This window comes from Maribacter sp. 1_MG-2023, assembly GCF_030547005.1.
Classification (GTDB): Bacteria; Bacteroidota; Bacteroidia; order Flavobacteriales; family Flavobacteriaceae; genus Maribacter.
The window spans coordinates 14,873-39,654 of the sequence record NZ_JAUOPN010000008.1 but is presented as its reverse complement, the minus strand read 5'-3'; the positions used below and the strand labels follow the sequence as shown (position 1 = coordinate 39,654).

15 protein-coding genes are annotated in these 24,782 nt (G+C 32.8%); 2 read left to right on the top strand and 13 right to left on the bottom strand.

Going from position 1 to position 24,782, the window contains the following annotated elements:
- Nucleotides 1-41: 41 nt before the first annotated feature.
- The 10 genes from Q4500_RS10535 to Q4500_RS10490 form a co-directional block, all read right to left on the bottom strand.
- Entirely contained in the window at nucleotides 42-1,265 is a 1,224-nt protein-coding gene (locus Q4500_RS10535; protein WP_303599629.1) for a glycosyltransferase, read from the bottom strand.
- Between the two features lie 5 nt (nucleotides 1,266-1,270).
- Entirely contained in the window at nucleotides 1,271-2,302 is a 1,032-nt protein-coding gene (locus Q4500_RS10530; RefSeq protein WP_303599628.1) for a hypothetical protein, read from the bottom strand.
- A 295-nt stretch (nucleotides 2,303-2,597) separates the two neighbouring features.
- Entirely contained in the window at nucleotides 2,598-3,758 is a 1,161-nt protein-coding gene (locus tag Q4500_RS10525; RefSeq protein ID WP_303599627.1) for a glycosyltransferase, read from the bottom strand.
- A 22-nt stretch (nucleotides 3,759-3,780) separates the two neighbouring features.
- Nucleotides 3,781-4,647 (bottom strand): glycosyltransferase, encoded by an 867-nt coding sequence (locus Q4500_RS10520; RefSeq protein ID WP_303599626.1) that lies wholly within the window; start codon nucleotides 4,645-4,647, stop codon nucleotides 3,781-3,783.
- A gap of 29 nt (nucleotides 4,648-4,676) precedes the next feature.
- The gene (locus Q4500_RS10515) at nucleotides 4,677-5,867 is read right to left on the bottom strand and encodes a hypothetical protein (RefSeq protein ID WP_303599625.1); all 1,191 of its coding nucleotides are present in this window, start codon (nucleotides 5,865-5,867) and stop codon (nucleotides 4,677-4,679) included.
- A 145-nt stretch (nucleotides 5,868-6,012) separates the two neighbouring features.
- Nucleotides 6,013-7,179, bottom strand: coding sequence for a glycosyltransferase (locus Q4500_RS10510; protein WP_303599624.1), 1,167 nt, complete (start codon nucleotides 7,177-7,179; stop codon nucleotides 6,013-6,015).
- Nucleotides 7,179-7,883, bottom strand: a complete 705-nt coding sequence (locus Q4500_RS10505; RefSeq protein WP_303599623.1) for a CatB-related O-acetyltransferase — start codon at nucleotides 7,881-7,883, stop codon at nucleotides 7,179-7,181. The genes Q4500_RS10510 and Q4500_RS10505 overlap by 1 nt, the downstream gene beginning before the upstream one ends.
- Before the next feature lie 40 nt (nucleotides 7,884-7,923).
- The gene (locus tag Q4500_RS10500) at nucleotides 7,924-9,363 is read right to left on the bottom strand and encodes a lipopolysaccharide biosynthesis protein (protein WP_303599622.1); all 1,440 of its coding nucleotides are present in this window, start codon (nucleotides 9,361-9,363) and stop codon (nucleotides 7,924-7,926) included.
- Between the two features lie 267 nt (nucleotides 9,364-9,630).
- Nucleotides 9,631-10,746 carry a GDP-mannose 4,6-dehydratase gene (gene gmd, locus Q4500_RS10495; RefSeq protein ID WP_282050991.1) on the bottom strand — a complete coding sequence of 372 codons (1,116 nt, stop codon included), beginning with the start codon at nucleotides 10,744-10,746 and terminating at the stop codon, nucleotides 9,631-9,633.
- 245 nt (nucleotides 10,747-10,991) lie between these two features.
- The gene (locus Q4500_RS10490; RefSeq protein WP_303599621.1) at nucleotides 10,992-12,899 is read right to left on the bottom strand and encodes an Ig-like domain-containing protein; all 1,908 of its coding nucleotides are present in this window, start codon (nucleotides 12,897-12,899) and stop codon (nucleotides 10,992-10,994) included.
- A 307-nt stretch (nucleotides 12,900-13,206) separates the two neighbouring features.
- Between Q4500_RS10490 and Q4500_RS10485 the strand changes: the two genes are divergently transcribed.
- Nucleotides 13,207-14,100, top strand: coding sequence for a polysaccharide deacetylase family protein (locus Q4500_RS10485; RefSeq protein ID WP_303599620.1), 894 nt, complete (start codon nucleotides 13,207-13,209; stop codon nucleotides 14,098-14,100).
- A 10-nt stretch (nucleotides 14,101-14,110) separates the two neighbouring features.
- Nucleotides 14,111-15,046, top strand: a complete 936-nt coding sequence (locus Q4500_RS10480) for a nucleotide-diphospho-sugar transferase (protein ID WP_303599619.1) — start codon at nucleotides 14,111-14,113, stop codon at nucleotides 15,044-15,046.
- A 78-nt stretch (nucleotides 15,047-15,124) separates the two neighbouring features.
- On the opposite strand, the gene Q4500_RS10475 is transcribed toward Q4500_RS10480, so the two are convergent.
- From Q4500_RS10475 to Q4500_RS10465, 3 genes are all read right to left on the bottom strand, one after another.
- Nucleotides 15,125-21,478, bottom strand: coding sequence for a T9SS type B sorting domain-containing protein (locus Q4500_RS10475; RefSeq protein WP_303599618.1), 6,354 nt, complete (start codon nucleotides 21,476-21,478; stop codon nucleotides 15,125-15,127).
- A 212-nt stretch (nucleotides 21,479-21,690) separates the two neighbouring features.
- A complete protein-coding gene (locus Q4500_RS10470; protein WP_299325036.1) occupies nucleotides 21,691-23,016 on the bottom strand; it encodes a UDP-glucose/GDP-mannose dehydrogenase family protein in 1,326 nt (441 codons plus the stop codon).
- 72 nt (nucleotides 23,017-23,088) lie between these two features.
- On the bottom strand, nucleotides 23,089-24,363 hold the full coding sequence (locus Q4500_RS10465) for a nucleotide sugar dehydrogenase (protein ID WP_303599617.1): 1,275 nt from the start codon (nucleotides 24,361-24,363) through the stop codon (nucleotides 23,089-23,091).
- Between the last annotated feature and the right edge of the window lie 419 nt (nucleotides 24,364-24,782).

Here is a 24,782-nt window from a genome sequence, read left to right as displayed (position 1 = left end):
TATTAGTTTTTTAATATAAGGCTAATACGTATTGTCTAACGTTAATTTAAAAGAGATTGGTATAGTTCGTCATACTTTTTTAACTGAAAATTTTTGTCGAACTTCTCAATTGCATTATTTCTAATGGTTTGTGCGTGTTTTTTTTTAAAAATATTACCCATGTTTTCAAAAGTTTTATAAGCATCTAAATAGTTTCCTTGTTCAACAATTGCACCATTATAATCGGTAATCTCTTCTACGCTACCACCTGTTTTATATGTAATTACTGGTGTGCCACAAGCAAGTGCTTCTAAATTTGTAGTAGGGTAGGTGTCAGCATAGGTTAAATTCATAAAAACATCTGCAAGAGAGTACAATTTTATCAATTCTTCTTTTGAATCTGTTCTTTCAATACCTATAATGTTTTTTGGTAGTGTTTCAATTTGTTGTTTACTTAAGCCAACTAATATAATTCTTTCATCGTCTTTTAATTGCGGAGTAATTTTTATAAAATCTTCCCATCCTTTGGTTTTGTCCCATACACTGGCAACGCCAAGAATTATTTTTAAACCTTCCCATCCTTTTTGTTTTTTATAATTTGAACCTTGTATTGGTTTAAATGTATTGATGTCTATGCCGTTGGTGATTGTACGAATAGGGTAGGGGCTTAAGAACGATTGCTCTACTTTAGTAGCGAGCCATTTAGATACAGGTACTATTGTTAAGTTTTTTACTCCTATAAATGATTCTTTCTTCTGATTAAAATTTTTTAAAGATCGATCAACTAACCAGCTTTTGGGGTAGGTATTTGTTAATGGGCACTTTGTACAGGCTGTTTTATATTTTTCACAATTAATATATTCAAAATGGGTGCAATGCCCGGTAAATGACCAACAATCATGTAAGGTCCATACCACAGGTATTTCAGTCTCTTTTATAAATTGAAATAACAATTCATAATTTATATAATATCCATGAATATTATGAAGGTGAATTAAATCTGGTTTGGAATTTTTAAGTTTTTTTAAAAATTCTTTAGTAGCTTTTTTAGAGCCAAGACCATGTTTGTCAAAGATTCTGGTGTTTAGTATATGTAGGTAATAATCAAACTTTGTTCCTATTTGGTAGGTACTATTATTGGTGTCCCTATGAATAGGACCATGAGCAATGTGCGGGTCGTTTCCATGCGATTCTAAATAATCACTTATGTTCACACAAATTTTACCTGTAGATCCAAAATTTGATTCTACATTTATTTGAACTATGTTTTTTTTGTTTATGGTCAAATTAATTATTTAGTTTTTAAACCTACCATCATTAAAAATTTGGAACCAAAATCTTTAAACATAGCAATATAGTCTTTCTTATAATTCGACTTTCTTAATAAAGCATCATTTACAGTTTTCAAATATTCATCATCTGGTAACAATGTAAAATCATTTCCATTTGTAAGCATGCTAAACAATTTATCTAAACCAGTATTCTTTTCATTTGGTAAATGCCAAATGGCAAGGTTAACATCATCTGGTTGAACATTTCTAAAATAGTTTCTGTTAGTCCATAAACGTTTTATATACTTATCCATACCGGCCATTAACGCTTTATGCTTATAAAAGTAGTAACTAAGTACGTGGGCTTCTTCATTAAATTTAATTTTTCCTTCTTTATGTCGTTTAAGCATATCTTCAAACAATTGAGGAAAATCGTTTGAAACACTTTTGATAAAGGTTCCTTTGGCAAATAGAAGCTCACCTCCACTGTAATATGGGTTTTGGTCTACAACAACACCAAAGTCATTGAATATCTCTTTCATGTTATCTCCACTAACCCCATGGATCATATAATCAGTTTCATGGTCAACCACATAGGTTATTGCCATTTCTTCAGCTTTAAGCTCTTTAAAAGCATTATCCATTGGTTGGGTAAAAATACAATCAGAGTCAAGTAGAAGAAAAGCATCTTCATCTTGCATGCGGGTAGCCATGTGGTCAATTATTGAAAATTCGAAATATTGATTTCTAAATTTTCCAAAGTAGTTATTAGGTAAAGGATATTTATTACTTAGTGTAACTACTTCAATATTATTTTCTTTAAAGAAAATTTTTAAATCCATACCATCGATCGTTGGTATATCTTCCGTATTTGTAAATATTAAGTGTGTAGCATTTTTATTGAAACGTAAAGATGTTTTAAAAAATAGAATAATACAACGCCAATATACTGCTTGAAATTCTGGTGTAGTAGAGTCTCCTTTGTTGTTTGGATATTTTGACTTTTCAGAAGATGAATCTAAATAAACCCAGGTGGCTATATATTCTGTCATGTTTATATTTTGAGACAAATTTTAGATAAAAAAGGCTAATAATATGTATTAATCGGTATATAGAGTATATAATAGATGTAAAGCTTTTATAGTATCTGTAGATTAATTTTCTTACAATGAATACATTGCTTTTGTTGTGCTTTTTTAGTTTGGTAAACTAAACAGAATAATATTCTTTTTATTATTTAGGTCTATCTTAAATTCTGATTTTTTAACGAGATTAAATGCTTTGTATTGAAGAAAGGTTTTTTAGATTTTATTAATATCTATTTTAATCTCTTAGATAGTTTTACCTCTATATTAACGGTTTATTGCCTTCAATAAGATTCTCAATAACTTTTTTCTGGTAATTTGGATTGTAATATTCGTCTATGACTTTATAGCAATTTTCTCTTACTTCTTGTCGGTCATGCGTTTTATTTATCCATAGTGATATAGCATCTTTAAGGCTTTCTACATTGTTTTGTTTAAATAAAATACCGTTGACACCATCTAAAATAGCTTCTGCCTCCGGCATTTGTTCCATTAAATTGGAATGGGTACAAACGGGTGTACCGTAACTCAAGGAATGTATTGCGGTTAGACCTACATTGCCGGGTGAAACACATAAGTCACTTACTGCAATTAAATTATTATTTACCGCTTCGTCATAGCTTTCACCATAGAAATGATAACAATCGCTATTAAGGTTTTTGTATGCTAGTTCTTCAAGATTATTTTTTTCATTTCCATCGCCAACGACTAAAAAGTTTATGGGTGTATTTTCTTGAATTAATTTAATAGCATCAATAACTAATTCCAACTTTTTTACCTTTGTTAATCTGCCTATAAAAATTAGTGTTGGAAGTTCAGGTTTGTCAAAAAAGTGAAGAATTTTTGATTTATTTAAAGTTGGTACTAATTCTCTATATTTTTTTTGCTTTTCATAATCTAGTGAATTAAATAAAATATGAATACTGTCAAGGTCAATTCCATTATTACTTAAAATACTTTTTCCATGCTTTTCGTAGACAAGATGTTTGTCGCATATTTTGAGAAAAGCTTTTCTAGCAAATAATTTTAGTCCTGTCTCGTTGCCATACATTCCATGACCTTTAGACACAATTTCTATATTGTTAGTTTTTGCTATAAGCGTAATAATCCAATTACTTAGAATGTTAAACTCTCCTAATAAAATAATAGTTTGTGGTTTTTTATGAATCCAATTAAAAATGTTAAAATTCTGCCATACTAAATACTGTTTAATGTAGATGTTTTTTAGGATATTAATCTTGTGCGCATGAGGTTTTAATTTGTGTTCATCAAAGTTTATAGTCTTAATACCACTAGAAGATTCTTTTCCAAAAAAAAAGTTTAAATCCATCTTTTCAGATTCTAAATATTTAGTCCAAACATTCTGTCTATATAGAGGTGCTATATTGTTTAGGAAAAGAACTATAGGTTTTTTTTTAGACATCTTGAAAATTGAATTTGTGTAATTATCTTAAGTTAGATAATTTTACATATAGGTTTGGAAGAACTAATTTAAAACCAGCGCTTAAAAGAACAAAAGGTACTCTTAAAGGAAAGTGTCTCTTCATTAAGTTAAAGTTTGAACCAAAATCTAATGCTAAAGGGCTTTTTAATAAAGCTAATCGTTCTTTAAATGTTTTATCAGGAAAAACTTGATAAATATCAGAATGGTCATCTGTACAGGTTCCACAGTATTCTCTACTAATTAAAACAGGAATTTTCTTGCCAACAGCCTTAAGTGTATAGTCATAATCTGCTACCCCATGAATATATCCTTCTGATAATATACCAATTTTTGAGACAACATCTTTGCTTACCATCATAATGTTGGCATTACCTAATTCACAGTTTTGAATTTTTCCATTAGGCTCAACAAATTGATATTTAAACAAAAACTTATTAGTCAATTTAGCCCCGCCATAACTTAAAAGACCAGTTTCTAAATCTTTAGTTGACCCAAGGTAGATACCTCCCATACCATATTTATCTAGCGAATAGCTATGTGCATCTAATAATTGTGTAAACATGCTAGTAGAGACAAATGTATCGTCATTTAACAATAAATAGGCATCGTAATCTTCTTTAACGGCTTCTTGCCAAGAATTACGCATACCACCGGCCCAATATAAGTTACCATTACCTTGCAGTATTGTTGCTTCTGGGAAATTTAATTTTACAGCTTCACCTGTACCATCGGTCGAGCCATCATCGGTAAGGTAAATTTTCAAGCTTACACTTTTAGAAACAGTGTTTAAGGCTTGCATCAATTTGTCAAGAGCATTTAAAGTTTTCTCTTTTCTATTAAAACAAGTAAGTAATACGGCAATTTTCATTTATTGAATAAACTAATAGTTATTTAGATTTAACTATTTTGTTCATTCTTTATTGCTCTATTGTTTATATTATATTGAGCAATAATTCCCAAGAAAAAGCAATAAAATACAAATAATGGAAAATAACCATCAAATATCGGTTCAACAAAAAACAATAAATAAAATGAAAGCCCATAACATATAAATGCTGTATTCAATAAGGCATTTTGTGGAATAAGCAGAATAGCTCTTTTAATATTAAGGGCATTTTTAATAGTAAATATTAAAAGTAAAATAAATGATAAGGTGCCACCAACTCTAGCAATATCAAACCAAAGATTATGAGAAAATCCAAAATCTGTTACATCCCACCCTAAAGGTTTTTCCCATAAATTAACTATAGATTTTGTCCAACGCTCTGTTCTACCGCCAGCTGTAGCCGCACCGTATTTCTTACTCTCCATTCTACCAGCAAAGGCACTCATAATATCAGAGTCTTTGTCAAAAGAAACATAGCTTAAAAACACATTGAAAATCAGAAACAAGATACCAAATAAAGTAACGTTTTGTTTCACGGTCTGACGGCGTATTAAAAATATTAATGATATAATAAAAGTGATGAAAAATATAGATAACTGAGTTCTACTACCTAATCGTAACACACATAGTACAGATATAATGAATGTAGAAATCATTAATAATTTTAATGGGAGATTAAATTTTTTGAAACCGGCCACCAAGAATGCAGGTATACTCATATTCAATACAAAATAAGCAGCCATATTCGTAGCTGGTATGACATTACCTCCCCAAATCATCGGTACATCTCTTTCTATAACAACAAAACCTTTGTCAATTATTGAAGTCAATACTGAAACCATTGCTGGCAGAGAGAAAATGAAACCACTTGCAAATAATAAATAAAACAGTTGAGTATTATTTAAACTCTTATTATTAAAGGTTTTACCTATAAGGTAAAATCCTGCCGGAAAAAGCGCGTAAATTAAAATGAATTGAGATCCTAGTTCTAGGTTAAATATGTAAAATATAGCATAACAGATAGAAAATAATAATAATAAAGTGAAATTGATATCTAATTTTTGAACCAATAATTTATCTGTAATAATGCTTATAATTAATAAGGCACCAAAAAGATATCCATAATTGAATGGATCAATCAAATAAGTTAAAAATAGTATAACTCTTAAATATCCTATAGAATTTATAATTGAATTTGACATTGAAATAGTGTTACCTAGTTTGGATTAAGGTTTGATTATAAAATGAAATTAACTTAGTAGAAGTACTTCATAGTTTTATGTATTTAAAAAAAGATTGCAAATGTAATTTTTACTTTTACCCAGCAAGTTTTTTATAAAACTTAAATTATTTACCAAAGAAAATTAGAAGCCTCTGTATAAATTTATGTTTAAATATAACAAATGACTCAGTAAGAGATATAGTTTTTTTATTGTAATCGATTATATCGAATGACTTAATTTTTATGTTATTAGTTGATTTAACATTAGTATCATATAGAAAAAAGTCAGTACCGTGTATGTTATAAATAATATTTAAGTCATGGGGTTTAAAACTTCGGGCAAATGATTTTATTATTTTATAGTTATACTTTAGAGAAGTAAGAAGATATCTTTTACCACTTTCTAAAGGTTTAATGCCATAGAGATCAATTGTAATATCTTTTTTATCTAAGTTTAGTTCGTTACTAACACATAAATTTTCAAAATATACGTCGTAAATAGCACGTGATTCATTTAATGTGCTAAAATTATATTTTTTACCAGAACTTAAAAGTATGGGGACTTGGTAATAGGTATTAGAAACATCCATGTTTGCACCTTCATCACCAAAATTAGTAGTCAACGAAATCTTAGGATATATAAAAAATTTATCTTGACTTACCGTGTATGCTATGAAGTGTTTCAACCACGATTTTTCAGACCAATTGCTAACATATGTTGGTATTCCATCTAATTTATTTATGTCAATTTTTTGATTATACCAATCTAAGAAAAACTTAATTTGTTGGGCATTCCATGCTTGACCCCAAGACGAGGCAAATTGAAAATAATAATTGTCGTAACCATCTTCTATAGTTATAAAGTTCTCCTGTTTATGAACATTATACTGATGATTATAAAGTGAAATACCCGCTATATTTTCATTATTTTCAGAGAACTCTAGTGCTTGTTTTGAATAGTTATAATAATCTGGTGATACATACAAATCATCTTCTAGCATAATCATACTTCCATATTCACTTGCAAATGACATACACTTTAGGATATGTTTTCTTAGACCTAAATTCTTTGATTGATACTTGACTTTTTTATCGCCATTTTTCCAGTCAAACTTATTTGCGACATCAAGTACATCTTGATTATTATCTGATTTATCAATACTAATAATAAGATTTACATTCTCCTTAGGATATTTGGCTTCGCTTATTGAATGCAATATTCTACTTAAAGAGTCTGGTCTGTTAAATGCTATAATTACAATAACTGGTAGGGATTTATATTTTGATGTCATTATTTATCGGTATTATTTATAAACTCTTTTATATCAGAAAAAAGTAAAGAATTAGTTCTAATCCATTCTTTGGATTTTTGCCACCACTTAAAGTCTAATAAAAAGACAATTTCATTTGATTCAAATCTATATCGAATATGTTTTGCTGGTACTCCGCCAACAATTGAATATGGTTCTACATCCTTATTCACTAAAGATCCAGCTGCCACGATACACCCATCTCCTAACTTAACTCCTTCTATTATATTGACAGCAGCGCCTACCCAAACATCATTTCCTATTAAAGTTTTATAGGGTTCATTACTTTCTAATGGCTCTGGCTTTTCTTTGAACAATTGTTCTTTGGTATATGAGTATGCAAAATCTGTAGAAAAAAAAGCGGGATGTGTACTAACATATTTTTTAGTGGGATGTGTGCCATGAATTGATAGAACGTTCGGACCTATAGAACAATAGTTGCCGATTTTTACATCTTGAAGATGAGTGTCTTTAGAGATGTAAGAAGCGAAGCCTAATTTACTTCCTATAAAACTGCAGTTTTCACCAATAATATTATTGCCAATTAATTTAGAGGAGTATCCCACTTTAGCATTTTTACCAATAATTTGTTTTTTAACATATTTCAAATATAGTCGTATGCCATAAAAACTTAAGCTTTTAAGTATTTCATTTGATAATATGAACTGTTTGAATTTATTAGACATAATGATCAATATTTTAAATAACTGGATAGTCTGTTATTTACTATTTTTTAATTAAGGATGAAAATCTATTGATTAACATTTTGTATTCTTCAATTTTTAATATTCGTATCATGAAATAGTAGGTTATTAAACAAGCTGTTATGGTACAAATAATTTTTATGATTTCAGAGAAAGTGGTAAAATATACAATCAATAACCCGGGTATGGCCATTACAAGACCACTTATTAAAATTGGAAAAATATCTTTTATCTGATCCTTTGCGCCATATTTCATCATTTTTCCAGGATAATAAGTGTTTATGAAAAAATGAATAATTGTAGAAAATAATTCTGCTGCTGCAATCCATACGATGCCATATTTTAATGCTACAACTAAAAGAACAATTCTAATTGCTATTTTAAAATATTGTTGTTTTAAAGCAAGGTCACTTCGCCCAAGAACATAAAGAAGGTTAATATTAATACCTGATATTATAGTTATTAATCTTGAAAGACAAATTAATTGCATTATTGGAATTGCAGGAGCCCATTTTTCAGTCAATAGTAATAATACAAGTGGTTTTGATATAATTGTAAGTCCAAAAAAGATTGGTATTACTAATAATGCGGCAGTTTTTATAATTTTTTTTGTACCATCAATAAGTTGCTCTAATTGATGTTGTAAAGGAGCTAAACCAGGTAATAATACGTTGTCTATAATAGAATTAATTGTACTAAAAGCAGTGTCGGCGTTTTGTGTTCCCCTTGTATAAAAACCTAATTGTTGAGCATTAATAATTTTTGCTATAAATAAGGAAGCAAAATTATTAACAAGATTATTCATTATACTATTCACTAATAGTTTTGATCCAAACCCGAATAAGCTTTTAAATGATTCTTTAGAGAAAATTAAAATAGGTTTCCATTTAGTTACAAACCAAAAGAACAAAGCCATTAGCATTGATTTTATTAAAGTTTGGTAGACTAATGCCCATTCTCCAAAATCTTTATATGCTAAATAAATTGCTATTACTCCACTAATTACAGTAGAAGTGAAATTAACCTTGGTAATTGATTTAAAGTTCATTTCAATGCTTAATAAGGTGTTTGGAATTGCAAACAAGGCATTGAAAAATAATGAAATAGACAAGACTTTTAAAAGGTTGTCTAATTTAGGAATATTATAAAAATTTGAAATATAGGGGGAGCATACCCACAATAGTAAATAACATATCAACGCGACTAATAAGTTAAAATAAAAGACAGTTGAAATATCTTCATTTGTTCTATTCTGCTTTTGAATTAATGCCTTGCTAAAGCCTGAATCAATAAAAACTTGAGAAAATGAGATAAAAACAATTAATAGTCCAACTGTACCATATTCATTAGGGGTTAATAACCTTGCTAGAACTATGGTCAATGCAAAAGAAACTAATTGAACTGAAAGGCGTTCAACTGTGCTCCAAATAGCCCCTTTGAACATCTTATTTCCAATACTCATATTTTATTTTTTTTGGTAATGGATATAATCCTAGTTTGTAGCAGTAAAAATATTTTCAATATTATTTATGTATTTATAACGTTTTTTCAACCTAAATTTGAATAGCCTCTTTGGGTTATTTTTTTTAATAATAGCACTTTTAAAATTACAGTGTTATAAAATATTTATTTATTATAATATTTAAAAATCCCCTAAGTGATGGGTTAATTGTTAAAAATTAACTATCAACTTAGGGGATGTTATTTTAATATGACTTAATTGATTAGATTATTCGAAATAATTTAAAATTCGGTATCCCCCATCTTTAAGGTATTGATCTTTCTGCATAAGTTTAACATCGCTTTGCATCATATCTTTAATTAAATCCTTTAGTTCATATTCAATTTTCCAACCTAATTTAGTCTTAGCTTTTGTTGGGTCTCCAATAAGAAGCTCAACTTCGGTTGGTCTAAAGTATTTAGGGTCAACACTTAAAACTTCTTTTCCGATTTCTAACTGAAATTCTGGATTGTTACAGGCCTTAACAAATGCTTTTTCTTCAACCCCTTCACCTTTAAACTCCAATTCAATACCCACTTCTTGAAAACTCATTCGAACAAATTCTCTAACAGGAGTGGTTTTACCTGTGGCAATTACCCAATCTTCTGCTTCATCTGCCTGAAGAATCATCCACATCATACGTACATAATCTTTTGCATGGCCCCAATCTCTTTGAGCATCTAGATTACCAAGGTAAATTTTATCTTGCAAACCTAGTGCAATTCTTGCTGTGGCACGAGTAATTTTTCTTGTAACAAAAGTTTCCCCCCTGATAGGTGATTCATGATTAAATAAGATACCATTACAAGCATACATTCCGTAAGCCTCTCTATAGTTAACCGTGATCCAGTAAGCGTACATTTTTGCAACTGCATATGGGCTTCTTGGGTAAAATGGTGTGGTTTCTGATTGAGGAACTTCTTGTACCTTACCATAGAGTTCAGATGTTGAGGCTTGATAAATTCTGGTTTTCTCAGAAAGCCCTAACATTCTAACTGCATCTAAAATACGAAGTGTGCCAATACCATCAGCATTAGCGGTGTATTCAGGTACTTCAAAAGATACATGAACATGACTCATGGCTGCCAGGTTGTAAATTTCATCTGGTTGAACTTCTTGAATAATACGAATCAAGTTGGTACTATCGGTCATATCACCATAATGTAAAATGAAGTTTCTATGTTCTACATGAGGATCTTGGTATAAATGATCTATACGATCCGTATTAAAAAGAGAAGACCTTCTTTTTAAACCATGAACAATATACCCTTTTTTTAAAAGGAATTCACTTAAATAGGCACCATCTTGTCCGGTAACCCCTGTAATTAATGCAACTTTACTCATTATGTTAATTTATTTGAACTTGATATTTTATTTAATCATCTTAACTTGATAAGAATAACGTATTAAGTTGAAAAAACTTATTCAAAATAATTAAAAACTTGAAAAAGCCTTGTATTTTTTTGAAATACGGCTATTGGTGTTGCTATTTCAGCCTTTGCAACTTTTGAAATACAGCTATTTATATTAAAAATAAAATCCGCAATTATCTTAATAATTGCGGACTAATTAATGATTAATTTTAAATATTAATTTGGAGGAGTAAACCCAATATTTATCCAAGATATATTTTCAAAAACTGTATTTGCATTTAAAGTATAATTATATCCATTTGAAGTTGCTGAAAATTGTCCCACATTTTGAACAGTGGAATTTTTAATACTGTTATTAGAATTAGGACGATTTAGTTGAAATAATCTTTCTAAATCCTTAAATGAGCAGTTGTTAAAAACATTATTCCATGCTACTCCTTCAAGTTTGTCAAATTCGTCAAAATGAATGCCAATTTGGGAGTTAGACACTTGAACGTTATTATAAGTGTTGTTATTACCTGCATCTTGAGCATCATTTGCTTGTCCCGATTGATCAACCCAGTCTCTAAACTTTACAGCGCCCCATACTCCTTGTATTGAAATGTTCTCAAAATTGTTGTGATGAGCTCCATTGGCAACCTCAAGAGAGCCAGAAGTATCGCCATTTTCATAGAAAGTTCCAGTAATAGTGCAATTTCTTACAGTATTTTCATAAACATTTGAGAAGGACATTTCTATAGTAGTGTTTATTACTGTAGAGTTAATGATTTGATTTCTAAATGCATTTGACTTAGCTACCAAACCATGCCCGTAATGAGATATACCGCTTTGTCTTCTAATAACCACGTTGTCAACTATACTATTGGTTGTTCCCCCCGTTAAAAGTAAGTAGTAATCTGTTGGATTTGTATTGTTTTTCGAAGAAATTTCAGAATCATTCACATAACAACTATTACAATTACTTAGTACTAAAGCTTCAGCACCACAATCTAGAATGTAACTTTTGGTTACTACTGAATTGTTACCTTCTAATCTAATTCCTATTCCGCTATAATCCCCAAAACCAGATATGTTTGATCTGAAATCACCCATTTCATAAATGAATATATTATTCAATTTTACTCCTTCACCTCTTGATAAAATTCCAAATTCAAAATTTGTAATTTGAATATTATTTAATTCTACATAGTTACCATCTATTTGTATGGCTTGACCAATTGTTAAGCCATTAGAGACATTACCTTGTAAAACAGGCAAAAACGAACCATTAATAATACTACCATCGGAAAAACTGGAGTTGGTTGTTGACTGAACGTCACCAGGTGTGTTCTGGTACCCATTAAAGATGATAGGTGTATTTTCACTTCCGTTTTTAGTTTGAATTAGTTCGGTACTACCATAATTACCAGCTTTAATATGAACAATGTCACCTGCACTTGCTTGGCTTAAAGCATATTGTAGGTTCCATGCATTTTGTTCTGTTCTGCCATCATTATTTGCATTACCATAAGGGGTTACGTAATATATATTTTCACCAGAAGTGGCAAAAGTAGAATTAGTTACAACTACAGTTACAGTAGCTTCTTCTGTTGTTACTGTATTGTCTTCAGGGTTTGTAACCTCTGTAGTATAGGTGAATGTATCTTCAACAGTATCTGTACTTGTTTCTGGTTCAGGCGTGGTTTCCGGTTCTGGTTCTGGAGTTGTTTCTGGCTCTGGAGTTGCTTCTGGCTCTGGAGTTGCTTCTGGCACTGGAGTTGTTTCTGGCTCAGATGCAGGTGTTTCTTCTGTAGGATCTGTGGTGTCTAAAAATCCATCAGGGATATACGTTAACGTTTTGTTGTCATTTAATATCACTTCACCGTTTGTTGGTGATGAAACACTAATGATTTTTACATCTTCCCAATTAGTATAATTGTCATTTGACAGTACATCAATGACAATACTGGTATTGGGTTGCGTGGTAACAAAATCATTTTGTATTAGTAGACCAACTTCTATAGATTGATCAGCGTCGTTAATTACGTACTCTGATAATAAATCAGCATCTTTTGAACATGATGTTAAAATAATAGAAATTAAAAGGGCCGTAGACAATTTGGGGAATCTAAGGTTTACATTCATAGGTAAAGTAGGTAAATTGGGTTAATGTTTTTTCATTCTCATTTCAAAAATTCAACTTTTTATTGAATTTGTCGATTAAAAACTCTTTTATTCGATGAAATGCACAAAAAATATATCTTTTAGGATTAAACGTTCTAAAAGACCGTTTGGATGTTTACAATTACGCTTTTTCGTTAAACTGCTTACTTTTTAACATTTAGGTGTTATTTCATCGGATTTATACAATTTTAAAAACGATAACTAGTTTATAATTATGATCTAGAGAAAATAATATTAAAACTATCTTTGGAGAATGAAATTATCTTAAATGAAAGATACTGTACTTATTGATACTTATGCTCAAATTAAACAAGGTCAAAATGGAAAATTTAGGGCAGGTGTAAGGTCTTCGACTTTAGATTTGTTAAGTTTAAAGCATATCATTTTTGGTGATGAAGATAAATTGAAAAAACCAAGAATTCAATTTTTATACTTTCATCATATTTTTAAAGATGAGTTACAAAACTTTGAAATCTTATTAGAATATCTTTCTAAAGATCATGTGTTTATTAGTCATTCAGAAGCCGTGGAAAGATTGCTTACGGATAGGGTAGATAAGCCTTATATAGCTTGGAGTTCAGATGATGGCATTCAAAATAACATGTTGGCAGCAAAAGCATTAAATAAGTTTGGAGCTAGTTGTTGCTTTTATGTAAATCCTGCAAGTATAGGTTTGGTCGAGGTAGAGAAAATAAAATATTTCTGCAAAGAAAAATTAGAAATGCCACCGGTAGCTTTTTTGAGTTGGGAGGAAGTTGAGTTATTGCAAAGTCAAGGACATGAAATTGGTAACCATACCTTAAAGCATGACATGGTATCTCAATTGACTCAAGAACAGTTTGAAGAGGACTTTTTGAAGGCAGATACTATTTTAACTCAAAAGTGTGGTCCAATCAAACACTTCGCTTATACCTATGGTAGATTTGAAAATTTTACCAAACCTGCGTTTGAGTTTGTTATGGACAATGGATACGACTCTTGTATCTCAGCTTCTAGAGGTTGCCATATAAATGGTCGAGGTATTCTTGACAAGAATAAAGTATTCTTGAGAAGAGATCAAATTATTGCAGATTGGAAACTTTCACATATAAAACACTTTTTAATTAAAGGTGTTCAAGAACTGGATTATAACACTAATTTCTTACCCAATTCGTTGGCTTAATATTTCAATAATGTTAGATACACCAATACTTTTTATAATTTTTAATAGAACTGAAGTTGCTTTAAAATCTTTGGCCGCTATTAAAAAAAGTAAACCAAAAAGAATGTATATTTCTGGTGACGGTCCAAGGCCGACTGTTGAGGCAGATGCTAGTAAGGTGAAAAATACCCGTGAAGCGGTTATTGAAGCGATTGATTGGGATTGCGAGGTCAAGACCTTGTTTCAAGATGAGAATCTTGGTTGTGGACCAGGAGTCTATACTGCTATTAATTGGTTTTTTGAACACGAAGAACAAGGTATTATTTTAGAAGATGATTGTGTTGGTAGTGATAGTTTTTTTCCATTCTGCGAAACATTATTAGAACAATATAAGGATGATGAACGTATAGGTTTAATTTCTGGCTATAATCAAGTAGGAAATATACCAGTTGATGATTCTTATTGTTTTTCTCAATATTCTGTATGTTGGGGCTGGGCTACATGGCGCAGAGCATGGAAAAATATGGATTATGATATGGTTTGGAAATCTGGCAAATATGAAGATTCTATCTTGTCTAACTGTGGCTATTTAGGTAAAGATTATACGTATTGGAAGCGAAGGGTAAAAGCTATTGAAACTGGCTTGGTTAGCGCTTGGGATTATCAGTGGTGTTATAGTTTGGCTGCGCAAAATCAATTAGGTGTTTTTCCTAAAGTTAATTTGATTAGTAATATAGGATATGGTGAAGATGCAACCCATAGTTCTAAAAGTCCGTTCATGAATTATGATAAGCGAGAAGAGCTTTCTTTTCCGTTACGCCATCCTAAATATGTTTTGCCACAAATTGAATTCGATAAGTCCTTTTATAAAGAGAGAAATACATTTATTAATTCACTTGCATGGTTTTTTCCAAAGTCGATTAAAGATACGGTCAAGAATATGCTAGCTGTTTTCTATAATAGATAAGCTTCGATAAGCTCAAAATAAAAAGCGTCAGAATTTTTATAAAATCTGACGCTTTTTTTAATATGTACTGTTTGGTATTTAGCGAATCAAACTGAAGTGACCTTTAAATTGAATATTTCTATTATCATCTATGGCATCGGTATATTCAATAACGAACCAGTAATCAGATTCAGGTAAAGATTCTCCATTATAGGTTCCATCCCATCCAGAGCCAAAGATGTCTAAATAATGAACCAACTTACCATGTCTGTCATAAATTTCAGCAACAACATTGGTAGTCAAGTTAGGGTCTGCCAAACCTAAAGGAAACCAAGTATCATTTGATCCATCTCCATTAGGTGAAAAATAGGTAGGGTAGTTGACAATTAGGAAAGGGTCGCTTTCCAATGTAGTTCCACAACTTCCTATTGATCTCACAAATATGGTGTGCAAGCCACCAACTACATTTTGAAAGAAGTTATCCGTTTGGTAAGGACCATCAGGATTATCTAAACTATACTCAAAGTTCGTATAAGCAAAAATATCATTATTGATAATGGCTCTTACTCTATTGCCAGAATTTAATTCATAGCCTTCACTAGTAATTTCTATTTCAATATCTTGTGGCAATGGAGCCTCGGTTACATTAACGACATACTCTAAACTACCTCCGCAATTAATTGTATTTCCTACAGTGTAAATCCTTAAACTATATTCTCCTGCTTGAGTAACATTAAAAATAGCTTCTTCAATACCATCACCATTCGTATCATTATTAGGGGTCCAATCATAAATATAATTTGTACCTAAATCAACACCGATAGGAACTGAAGTGGTTACCCCGTTTGCATTACTACAAATTGATACTTCGTATGGTAAATCAATAATGGGCTCTTCCAATATCGTTACCTCAAATTCAGATTCAGAAGAGCAATTTTGATTGTTAGGTGATTGTGCAAAAATATAAATCGCTTGATTCTGGTTTACTTGACTACCTTCTGCAAGAAGTTGACCAGTACCATTTGCCCCTGTATAGTAATTATTATTGTTGCTTAAATTTGGTAATACAAAAAATTCACAACCCTCAACATCGTTTAAAATATCGGCAACAGGTATTGGTTCAATTGTTAAAGTTGCCGGTATTCTATTTGAACTGATGCACCCAGTAATATTATCACTTGCTTCGGCATAATAAGTATACGTTCCAATAGCTGAATCGGTAGGGGAGAAGGTAAGGCCGTTTGCGATACTAGTGCCCCCTGTAACTGTGGTATACCAATTTACGGTATCTCCATTCGTACCTAGCGAAACTTGTAAGCTCGCATTAGGAGAACCTTCACATGTATATGCATTTATTGGACTTGTGGCGTCATCTATAATGGGACAAGAACAATCTGGAGCTATAACAGTCAACGTTGCAATACAACCATTGTTGTCTGCTGTTATAGTAATAGAGCCTGTGGTTGATGGAATGTCAATAACACTGTTACCACTGACTGTGCCGGCAGATGTTGTTATTACTGCTGTCGTATTACTATTTGAAAATTGAACAGAATAGGTGTTTAAATCTGCACTACAATTGGCTGAAAGTAAATTTATTACGGGGGTCTCGCTAATAGTCACTAAGAAACTGTTTTCATCAAAACAGTTAGGTGTTGTGCCCGATTCTGAATAAATATAAACCGTTTGGGTAGTTGTAATATCTGAGCCTTCGGCTAGATTAGTTCCAGTGGCATTAGCTCCTGTGTAATAGAAATTTTCTGCAGATAATGCAGGCAGCGTATACAAGGCGCATTCATTAATGTCTAAACTGGTATCAGCTATAGGCATTGGGTTGATAACCAACGTAACTGGTATTCTATTACTTGTACATCCAGAAGCGGTTTCAACAGTTTCTGCATAATAGGTATATGTGCCAACTGCAGTTTCTCCGGTTGTGTAAGTCGTTCCATTACCTAAAAGTGTACCTACCGTACTTGCATCATACCAATTTATGGCATCACCATTGGTTCCTAAATCTACGGACACATCTGGCGTGACGGCTCCAAAGCAGATAGAAGGATTATTTGGATTTATAGGGTTGTCAATAATAGGACAAGAGCAATCTGGAGCCGTTAACGTAAGATCTCTGATACATCCATTATTGTCTACAGTGATTACTAAATCATTTCCTGCAATAATTCCTGTTACTGTATTACCAGTAAGTGTGCCTTCACTTACTGCTGTAATATTCCCAACATTTAAAAGTATATCAACATCATAAGTTAAAAGGTCCGCAGAACATACGCCTTGTGTTGTTATATCTAATACAGGTATTGTATTTACAGTAACTGTAGCAGAAGTTGTAGGCACTAAGTTAAGTGTACAGGTGGCACTTTCAATACTACTGATTTCCATAGTCACATCTACAGTAGCTGCAGCAGATGTTATAGTTTCAATTCCCGTTGCATCTAAAGTTACAGGTATATTGGTTGTGCCGCCATCAAGGGAGTACGTAATAATATCTCCCGGAGTACTTGTTATTATAAACTCAGCATCTTCTCCTTCGCAAATATTGGCTGCTACGGCAACAGGTGTAATTGCTGTTGGTCCTGTGGTTACGTTAAGCGTTGCGATAGATTCTTCGAAACAAAGATTATCATCGCCCATTACCCGAACTCTATATTGATAAGTATCTTGCGCTATTGCTACCCCAGCAATGGTAAGTTCTGTTGTAGCTGTGCCCGAGTATGGAGCCACTTCTGTAAGTAATACAAAGGTGGTGCCGCCATCGGTACTTTCGTACCATTCATATACTATGGTTGGGTTGGGGGCTGGTCTTGATGCCAGCACTGTAAATACCGCGTCTTCTCCTTCACAAACTGCAGTTGGGTCTGTTAGTTGTGTGTCAATTACTGCTGGTAAAGAAACTATTCTTACCCCTGGGTTCAATGGAAGATTTGTATAGCCTGCTTCGCTTGTTACGCGACCATTATTGATATCTACTGTAGGAACGCCAACACCTAATACGCCGTCCCGGTCATCATCAGAGTAACCTGCCTCTATACTGTCTGGGCAACCATCATCATCAGAATCTGAATCTAGGCAGTCAGGTATTAGATCACCATCGGTATCGCGACTGATTCTAAAATGATCATAATTTCCTGCTTGTTGATTTAAACCTACATCTATGGTATGTGTTATCCTAATTCTAATATCATTTCCTACAGCTGGGGACCCTGCTGGTATTTCGTAACCAATAGAAAAATCTATCCATGTACCATTTGGGGTTTCATCAGGGGATATAGTAAGGTCATAACCTAAAGGGTTAAAGTTGTTTGCTCCATCAGCGTAACCAATTTCAATAAAACTTGTTCCGTCATTTCTAAATTGATCTTCATAATCTAATCCATCACCAACAGCTAAAGTAAGTATATAAGTTCCTTCCTCTAAGGTAATTCTAGATTCCGTTTGAGTAATAGTTACATCACCATGAAGAGCTAAAAATGCATCGTAAGCGCCATCTGGTTCAGGGAAATCTTCCAATAATGTACCATCGGTTGCATAATTAACACTATAGGGGTCAGGATTAGGTCCGAAGAAATTATCAGCATTTGCTAAATGAACAAAAGCATCACCTGCTCCTGTTTCCGTATACCAGTAATCTACAACGGAAGTAAAAGGAGTGTCGGTTCCACCTAATAGAAAATTGTTTGTCGGTATTTCAAAATCCCATGGTTGACGTAGAAAAGCTGTGTTTATAAGTTCGCAATCTTCATCAACATCTAATATACCGTCATTATCATCATCTTCATCGATATTAGTCTGTAAAGTATTGCCGGCATCATAACGAAAGTAATTTCCGTCTTCGATTAAATCTCCATCAGTATCTAAGGGATTACATGTAATGTTATTTGTGTTATCCCACATTTGGTTTCTGGGACCTGTATACCCCGTAGCTGCCCCAGTGACTAATCCGTTACCATCAACTGCTGTACCTAAGACGCCTCCACCAGCATCAGTATGCCCAGCTTCTACAACATCAAAACAACCATCATCATCACTATCTAAATCTGTGCAATCTGGCTCACCATCGCCGTCGGTGTCAATTTTTAAAATGAAATTATCAAAAGTAGTCTGTGAGGTGTTATTCAATGAAGTGTCATCATGTGTTATTCGGATAGAAACTCCTTGTCCAAAACCGGCTGATGCCGTCGTAACTGGTACAGAAATACTAAACTTAGACCAAGTACCATTGGGTGTTTCGTAACTTTCAACAGTATAATCGCCAGCGACAAAAGCTGTGAAGGTTGTACCGTTAGAATATCCAAGTTCAACAATAGTACGACTATCATTGGAAAATTGAGGCGCGAAAGGAATCGGGTCTCCAATTGAAAATTCTAAAATATAAGTTGCTTCTCTATCATAAGTAGCCCAAACCTCGTTTAACTGTATGGAACCATCACCATTTATAAAGCCAAATGAATTACCTTCCTGGGCAGCTGTAAAATTAGTTCCGTCTATTGTTTCTATTCCATAGTTTGTTCCTGTAACCACTTGCCAACTTTGAATAGGGTCTGCAGGTAAATTATCAGTTTCAAAGCTAAAATTTGGTACAGGGATTTCGCATTCATACCTATCTAAAATACCGTCATTATCATCGTCCAAATCTACAATGTCATCTTCGCCATCATTGTCAAAATCTAAATCTTCGGTACAAATATTTATGCTATTACTTAATACGGCTTGGTTTATTCCAGTATAACCTGTTCCTATTGGAGTGACTGTACCATCTCCATTTGGACCGGAATTTGCTAAAATTCCACCACCTCCGTCGGTATGACCTGCCTCAATAACATCAGCACAGCCATCATTATCAATATCATCTTCAAAACAGTCTGGAATGCCATTTGAGTTTCTATCTTGACGGACCTGTAAAAGATCATAATCGCCACCGCGTTGGTTAAAGTCTTGGTTTTCTGTATGTGTGATTTGTATAAGTATAGCTTCGCCAATAGCGGGACTCCCGACTGGTATATTAGTAGAAAATACTATTTCTGTCCAAATTCCATTAAGGGTTTCATGTGCTTGAACGGTTCTTGTTCCTATAGTTTGAAATCCAGTTCCGTTATTAAATCCTATTTCAATAATAGATTGCCCATCATTGCTAAAGACATTGGTGGTCTCTATGCCGTCTCCTATTTCTAGACTAGTGATATAATCACCAATTTCAAAAGCAGCTCCTGGAATGTTTAATGTGATTGTTCCGCTTCCATTTATAAATGCTATGGAATTCCCATCAGGTATATTGTTGTAATTGGAAATTGCAGGTACTTCTATACCCCAAGCAATATTATCTGTAGCATCTGTAAGACTCCAGTCAGTAATTGGATCGCCTACGCCGTTATTCTCAAAACTATAATTTGAAATTGGAATGGAACACTCATTTGAATCATAAATACCATCATTATCATCATCTAAGTCGTCCTTGTCTAAGACATTATCGCCATCGTTATCTTTATAGTCCAAAGTACATGCTTCATAAATTCCCGCAAATAAAACTTCTTGTGTATTACCAGTATAACCCGCAGTAAATCCTGTTACCAAACCGTTTGTAGGGTCAACTCCAGTTCCTGTTAAATTACCTGACCCATTTGCTATATGCCCAGCCTCTGCAGTATCATAGCAGCCACTACTGTTAGTTGGGTCGTCAGAATCTAAGTCAACGCAATCGCTTAAACCGTCATTGTCAGTATCTCTAACCAATCTTATGTTGTCAATGTTCAATTGAACATCCGTGGCAGCAATACCTTCGTGTAATATTCGAATGAGTATACCTTCACCCAGTACTGGGGCAGCACTTACTAAATAAGAAAAAGAGAATGTAGTCCAACCTGGAATTGTTGTATCAGTAGGTCCGTTAATAATCTGTTCAGCACCAGGTATTGCTGTAAAACTAGCAGCATCATTTCCATAACCCAATTGTATGGTAGTTATTCCGTCATTTTCAAATGGCCCTGTTCCAATTTTGTCTCCAATGTCTACAGATAAGATATATGAGCCTTCTGAGTATACTCCTACAGGTACATCTAAAGTTAGTTGTGTTGTCTCTAAATATGAGTTGATAGCTAAATACTGACTACCTTCAGTTACCGTAGGTTGCTGAGCACTTGGTGTTTCAAAAGCGTAACTATTGAAGTTAATAATATCCCATGCAGAAGTAAAGTTTGCTTCAAATCCGCTAAAAGGTATTGATATTTCACATTCATTACTGTCTAATATGCCATCATTATCATCATCCAAATCACATACATCACCAACGCCATCACCATCAGAATCGGCGTTTGTTGGGTCTGCCGTATTTGGACATAAATCAACAGCATCTAAAACCCCATCAAAGTCAGCGTCTTGCGCATTCGTAATAAACGAAAAAGATAAAAATAGAAGTGCTAAAAATATTGTTCTGTGCAGCATAGTAGTTATTTATAAAAACCGTATCAATCTAAGGGGTCAAAAAAGATACGTAGTAAAAATAGGCAGCAATTTACCCAATGATTTCATTAATCGCTGAATCGCAAAATTACTAGATAAGAGCCTATATATACTATTAATTTTTAAATGATTATCAACTAAAAAGGTCAAGAACAGCGTTCTTGACCTTCAAATACTTCTTAACAAAGAGGTTGTTATTTCTTACCTATTTGGTAATACGTAAAGCCTTTTTCTGGCATATTCAATGATGTATATTGGTTTCTGCCATCAAAGATTATAGGTTCTTTTAGTCTCACTTTTAATTCTTCAAAATCTGGAGATCTAAATTCTTTCCACTCTGTTAAAAGTATCATGGCATCCGCATCTTTTAAAGTGTCATATTTAGAATCAAAATAAGATACATTTTCTACATCCTTTAAATAGTGACTTTTTGCTTCGTGCATTGCTTTAGGGTCATAGGTGTTTATTTTAGCACCTCTTTTAACAAGATCCTTAATGATATAGATTGCTGGAGCTTCTCTCATATCATCTGTCTCTGGTTTAAAAGCAAGACCCCATATAGCGAATGTTTTGCCAGATAAATCTTCTCCAAAGTGTTTTACAACCTTATTTGCAATTACGAATTTTTGATCGTTGTTTACTTTTTCTACAGCGTCAATTAATCTAGGAGTATAGCCGTGTTGTTGAGCAGAGCGTTTTAATGCTTTCACATCTTTTGGAAAACATGACCCGCCATAACCGCTACCAGGATAAATGAAACTATATCCAATCCTACTGTCAGAACCTATACCAACTCTTACTTTATTTACGTCTGCACCTACTAATTCGCATATATTGGCAACTTCGTTCATAAATGAAATCTTAGTTGCTAACATAGCATTCGCTACATATTTTGTCATTTCTGCAGAACGCACATCCATAGAAATCATTCTGTTCTGTGTTCTGAAGAATGGAGCATACAATGTTCTCATTTGCTCTTCAGCCTCAGGTGTTTCTACACCAATAACAACTCTGTCAGGTTTCATGAAATCGCTGATGGCATCTCCTTCTTTTAAAAATTCAGGATTAGATACTACTTCAAAAGGGATGTCAATACCACGTAAATCTAAACGTTCTTGAATTTTGGCCTTTACCTTATCTGCAGTACCTACAGGTACAGTAGATTTATCTACAATAATAAGTTTTTGCTGCATGTGATCACCAATATCTGAGGCAACCTGTAAAACATATTGTAAGTCGGCAGCTCCATCTTCACCCATTGGGGTACCAACTGCTATGAATGCAATATCTGACTTTTTAAGTGTTTTAGCCAAATCAGTACTAAAACGCAATGTTTTATTTTCATAATTCCTTAAAACCATCTGTGTTAAACCTGGCTCATATATTGGAATTATTCCTTTCTCTAGATTAGTTATTTTATTCTGGTCAATGTCAACACAGGTTACTGTGTTTCCCATTTCAGCAAAACAAGTTCCGCTTACTAGACCAACATATCCTGTTCCTATAACTGTTAAATTCATTCGGTAATTTTATTTTCTGGCACTAAAGTTAATAACTCTATTTATAATTGAAAAATATATCGTTTTATTGGCTTATAAACGTGCTGTATAACCACTTGTTAGTTTTCCTTTTATATCGTAAACCAATGTGTTTTCGTTTTTATAGCAAGATAAGTCTTCTTTCAAAAATTTGTCATGTGCAACAGCCAATACAATGACATCATATGTGTCAGTAGGCTTTTGCTGTGTTGTTTCTAATCCATATTCATACTTTACTTCTTCTGGGTCTGCCCAAGGATCATATATTGTGGTGTTAACTCTATAATCATTTAAGTTTTTAACCAAATCAACAACTTTTGTATTTCTAACATCAGGACAATCTTCTTTAAACGTAACTCCAAGAATTAATACTTTAGCATCTTTAACTTGTAGGTCATGTTTCAACATCAACTTAATGATTTGAAGGCTAACATATTCGCCCATACCGTCATTGATTCTTCTACCAGCCAAAATTAAATCTGGATTATAACCATTTTCTTGAGCTTTCTGCGCTAAATAATATGGGTCAACTCCAATACAATGACCACCAACAAGCCCTGGTTTAAACGGTAAAAAATTCCATTTCGTACCTGCTGCTGCTAAAACATCATTAGTATCAATATCTAATAACCCAAAAATTTTAGCCAATTCGTTCATGAAAGCGATATTGATATCTCGCTGTGTGTTTTCAATCACCTTTGATGCTTCTGCAACTTTAATAGTAGGGGCGAGGTGTGTGCCTGCTGTAATTACAGATTTATATAATTCATCGACCTTTATACCAATTTCTGGTGTAGATCCAGAAGTGACTTTTAATATTTTTTCTACCGTATGTTTTTTGTCTCCTGGATTAATACGTTCTGGAGAATAGCCTGCGTAAAAATCTTTATTAAAAACCATATTGCTGGTCTTTTCTATTACAGGAATACAAACTTCTTCAGTTGCACCAGGGTATACTGTTGATTCATAGATGACTATATCTCCTTTTTTAAGAATTTTGCCTACAGCTTCACTAGCCTTGATCAATGGTGTAAAAACAGGTCTTTTTGTGTCATCTACAGGTGTAGGAACCGTAATAATATAATAGGTGCAGTCAGCTAAGTCATTAATTGATGTGGTACAGATTAATCCTTTTTCTTTTTGATCAAAGCTTGTTGTCAAAACTTCTTCAAGGTCTAAATCTGAAAGTTCAAGAGTGGTATCTTTTCCCGACTTTATTTCATCTGCCCTTTTTTGACTTATATCGTATCCTACAACTTTATACTTTTTAGCGAAAAGTGCCGCTAATGGAAGTCCTACATATCCTAAACCAATTATTCCTATTTTCATTCCTTGTTTTATATAAATGTTCTATTATTTATTTTAATTAAAATAAAAATTTCAACTGCGAAATCTTAACTGTAATTAGCTTTATCAATTTTATTTAATTACAAAAATTGGTATATCAATATGCTAATTGATGAATCTCTAATTCAATATACGTTGTCGATTAGTAATCATAGTTTTTTCTTAACTCCTCAATACCTGTCCACGTTCTGTAAACATTACATCTTGCATTGGTAAAATATTAAAGGTCGCTTATTTACCAACTTCTTTTTCTGAATTGATTATAAAACCTATTTTACTATTTTATTTATTACAACAACTACATCATTTAGGTAGGTGAAATCTCTTTCAAGCTTCCCATTGTTAAAAAGAGCATGCTTTAATTTTTGAAAATAGCCCATGTCTGGTCTACCTTACAGTGC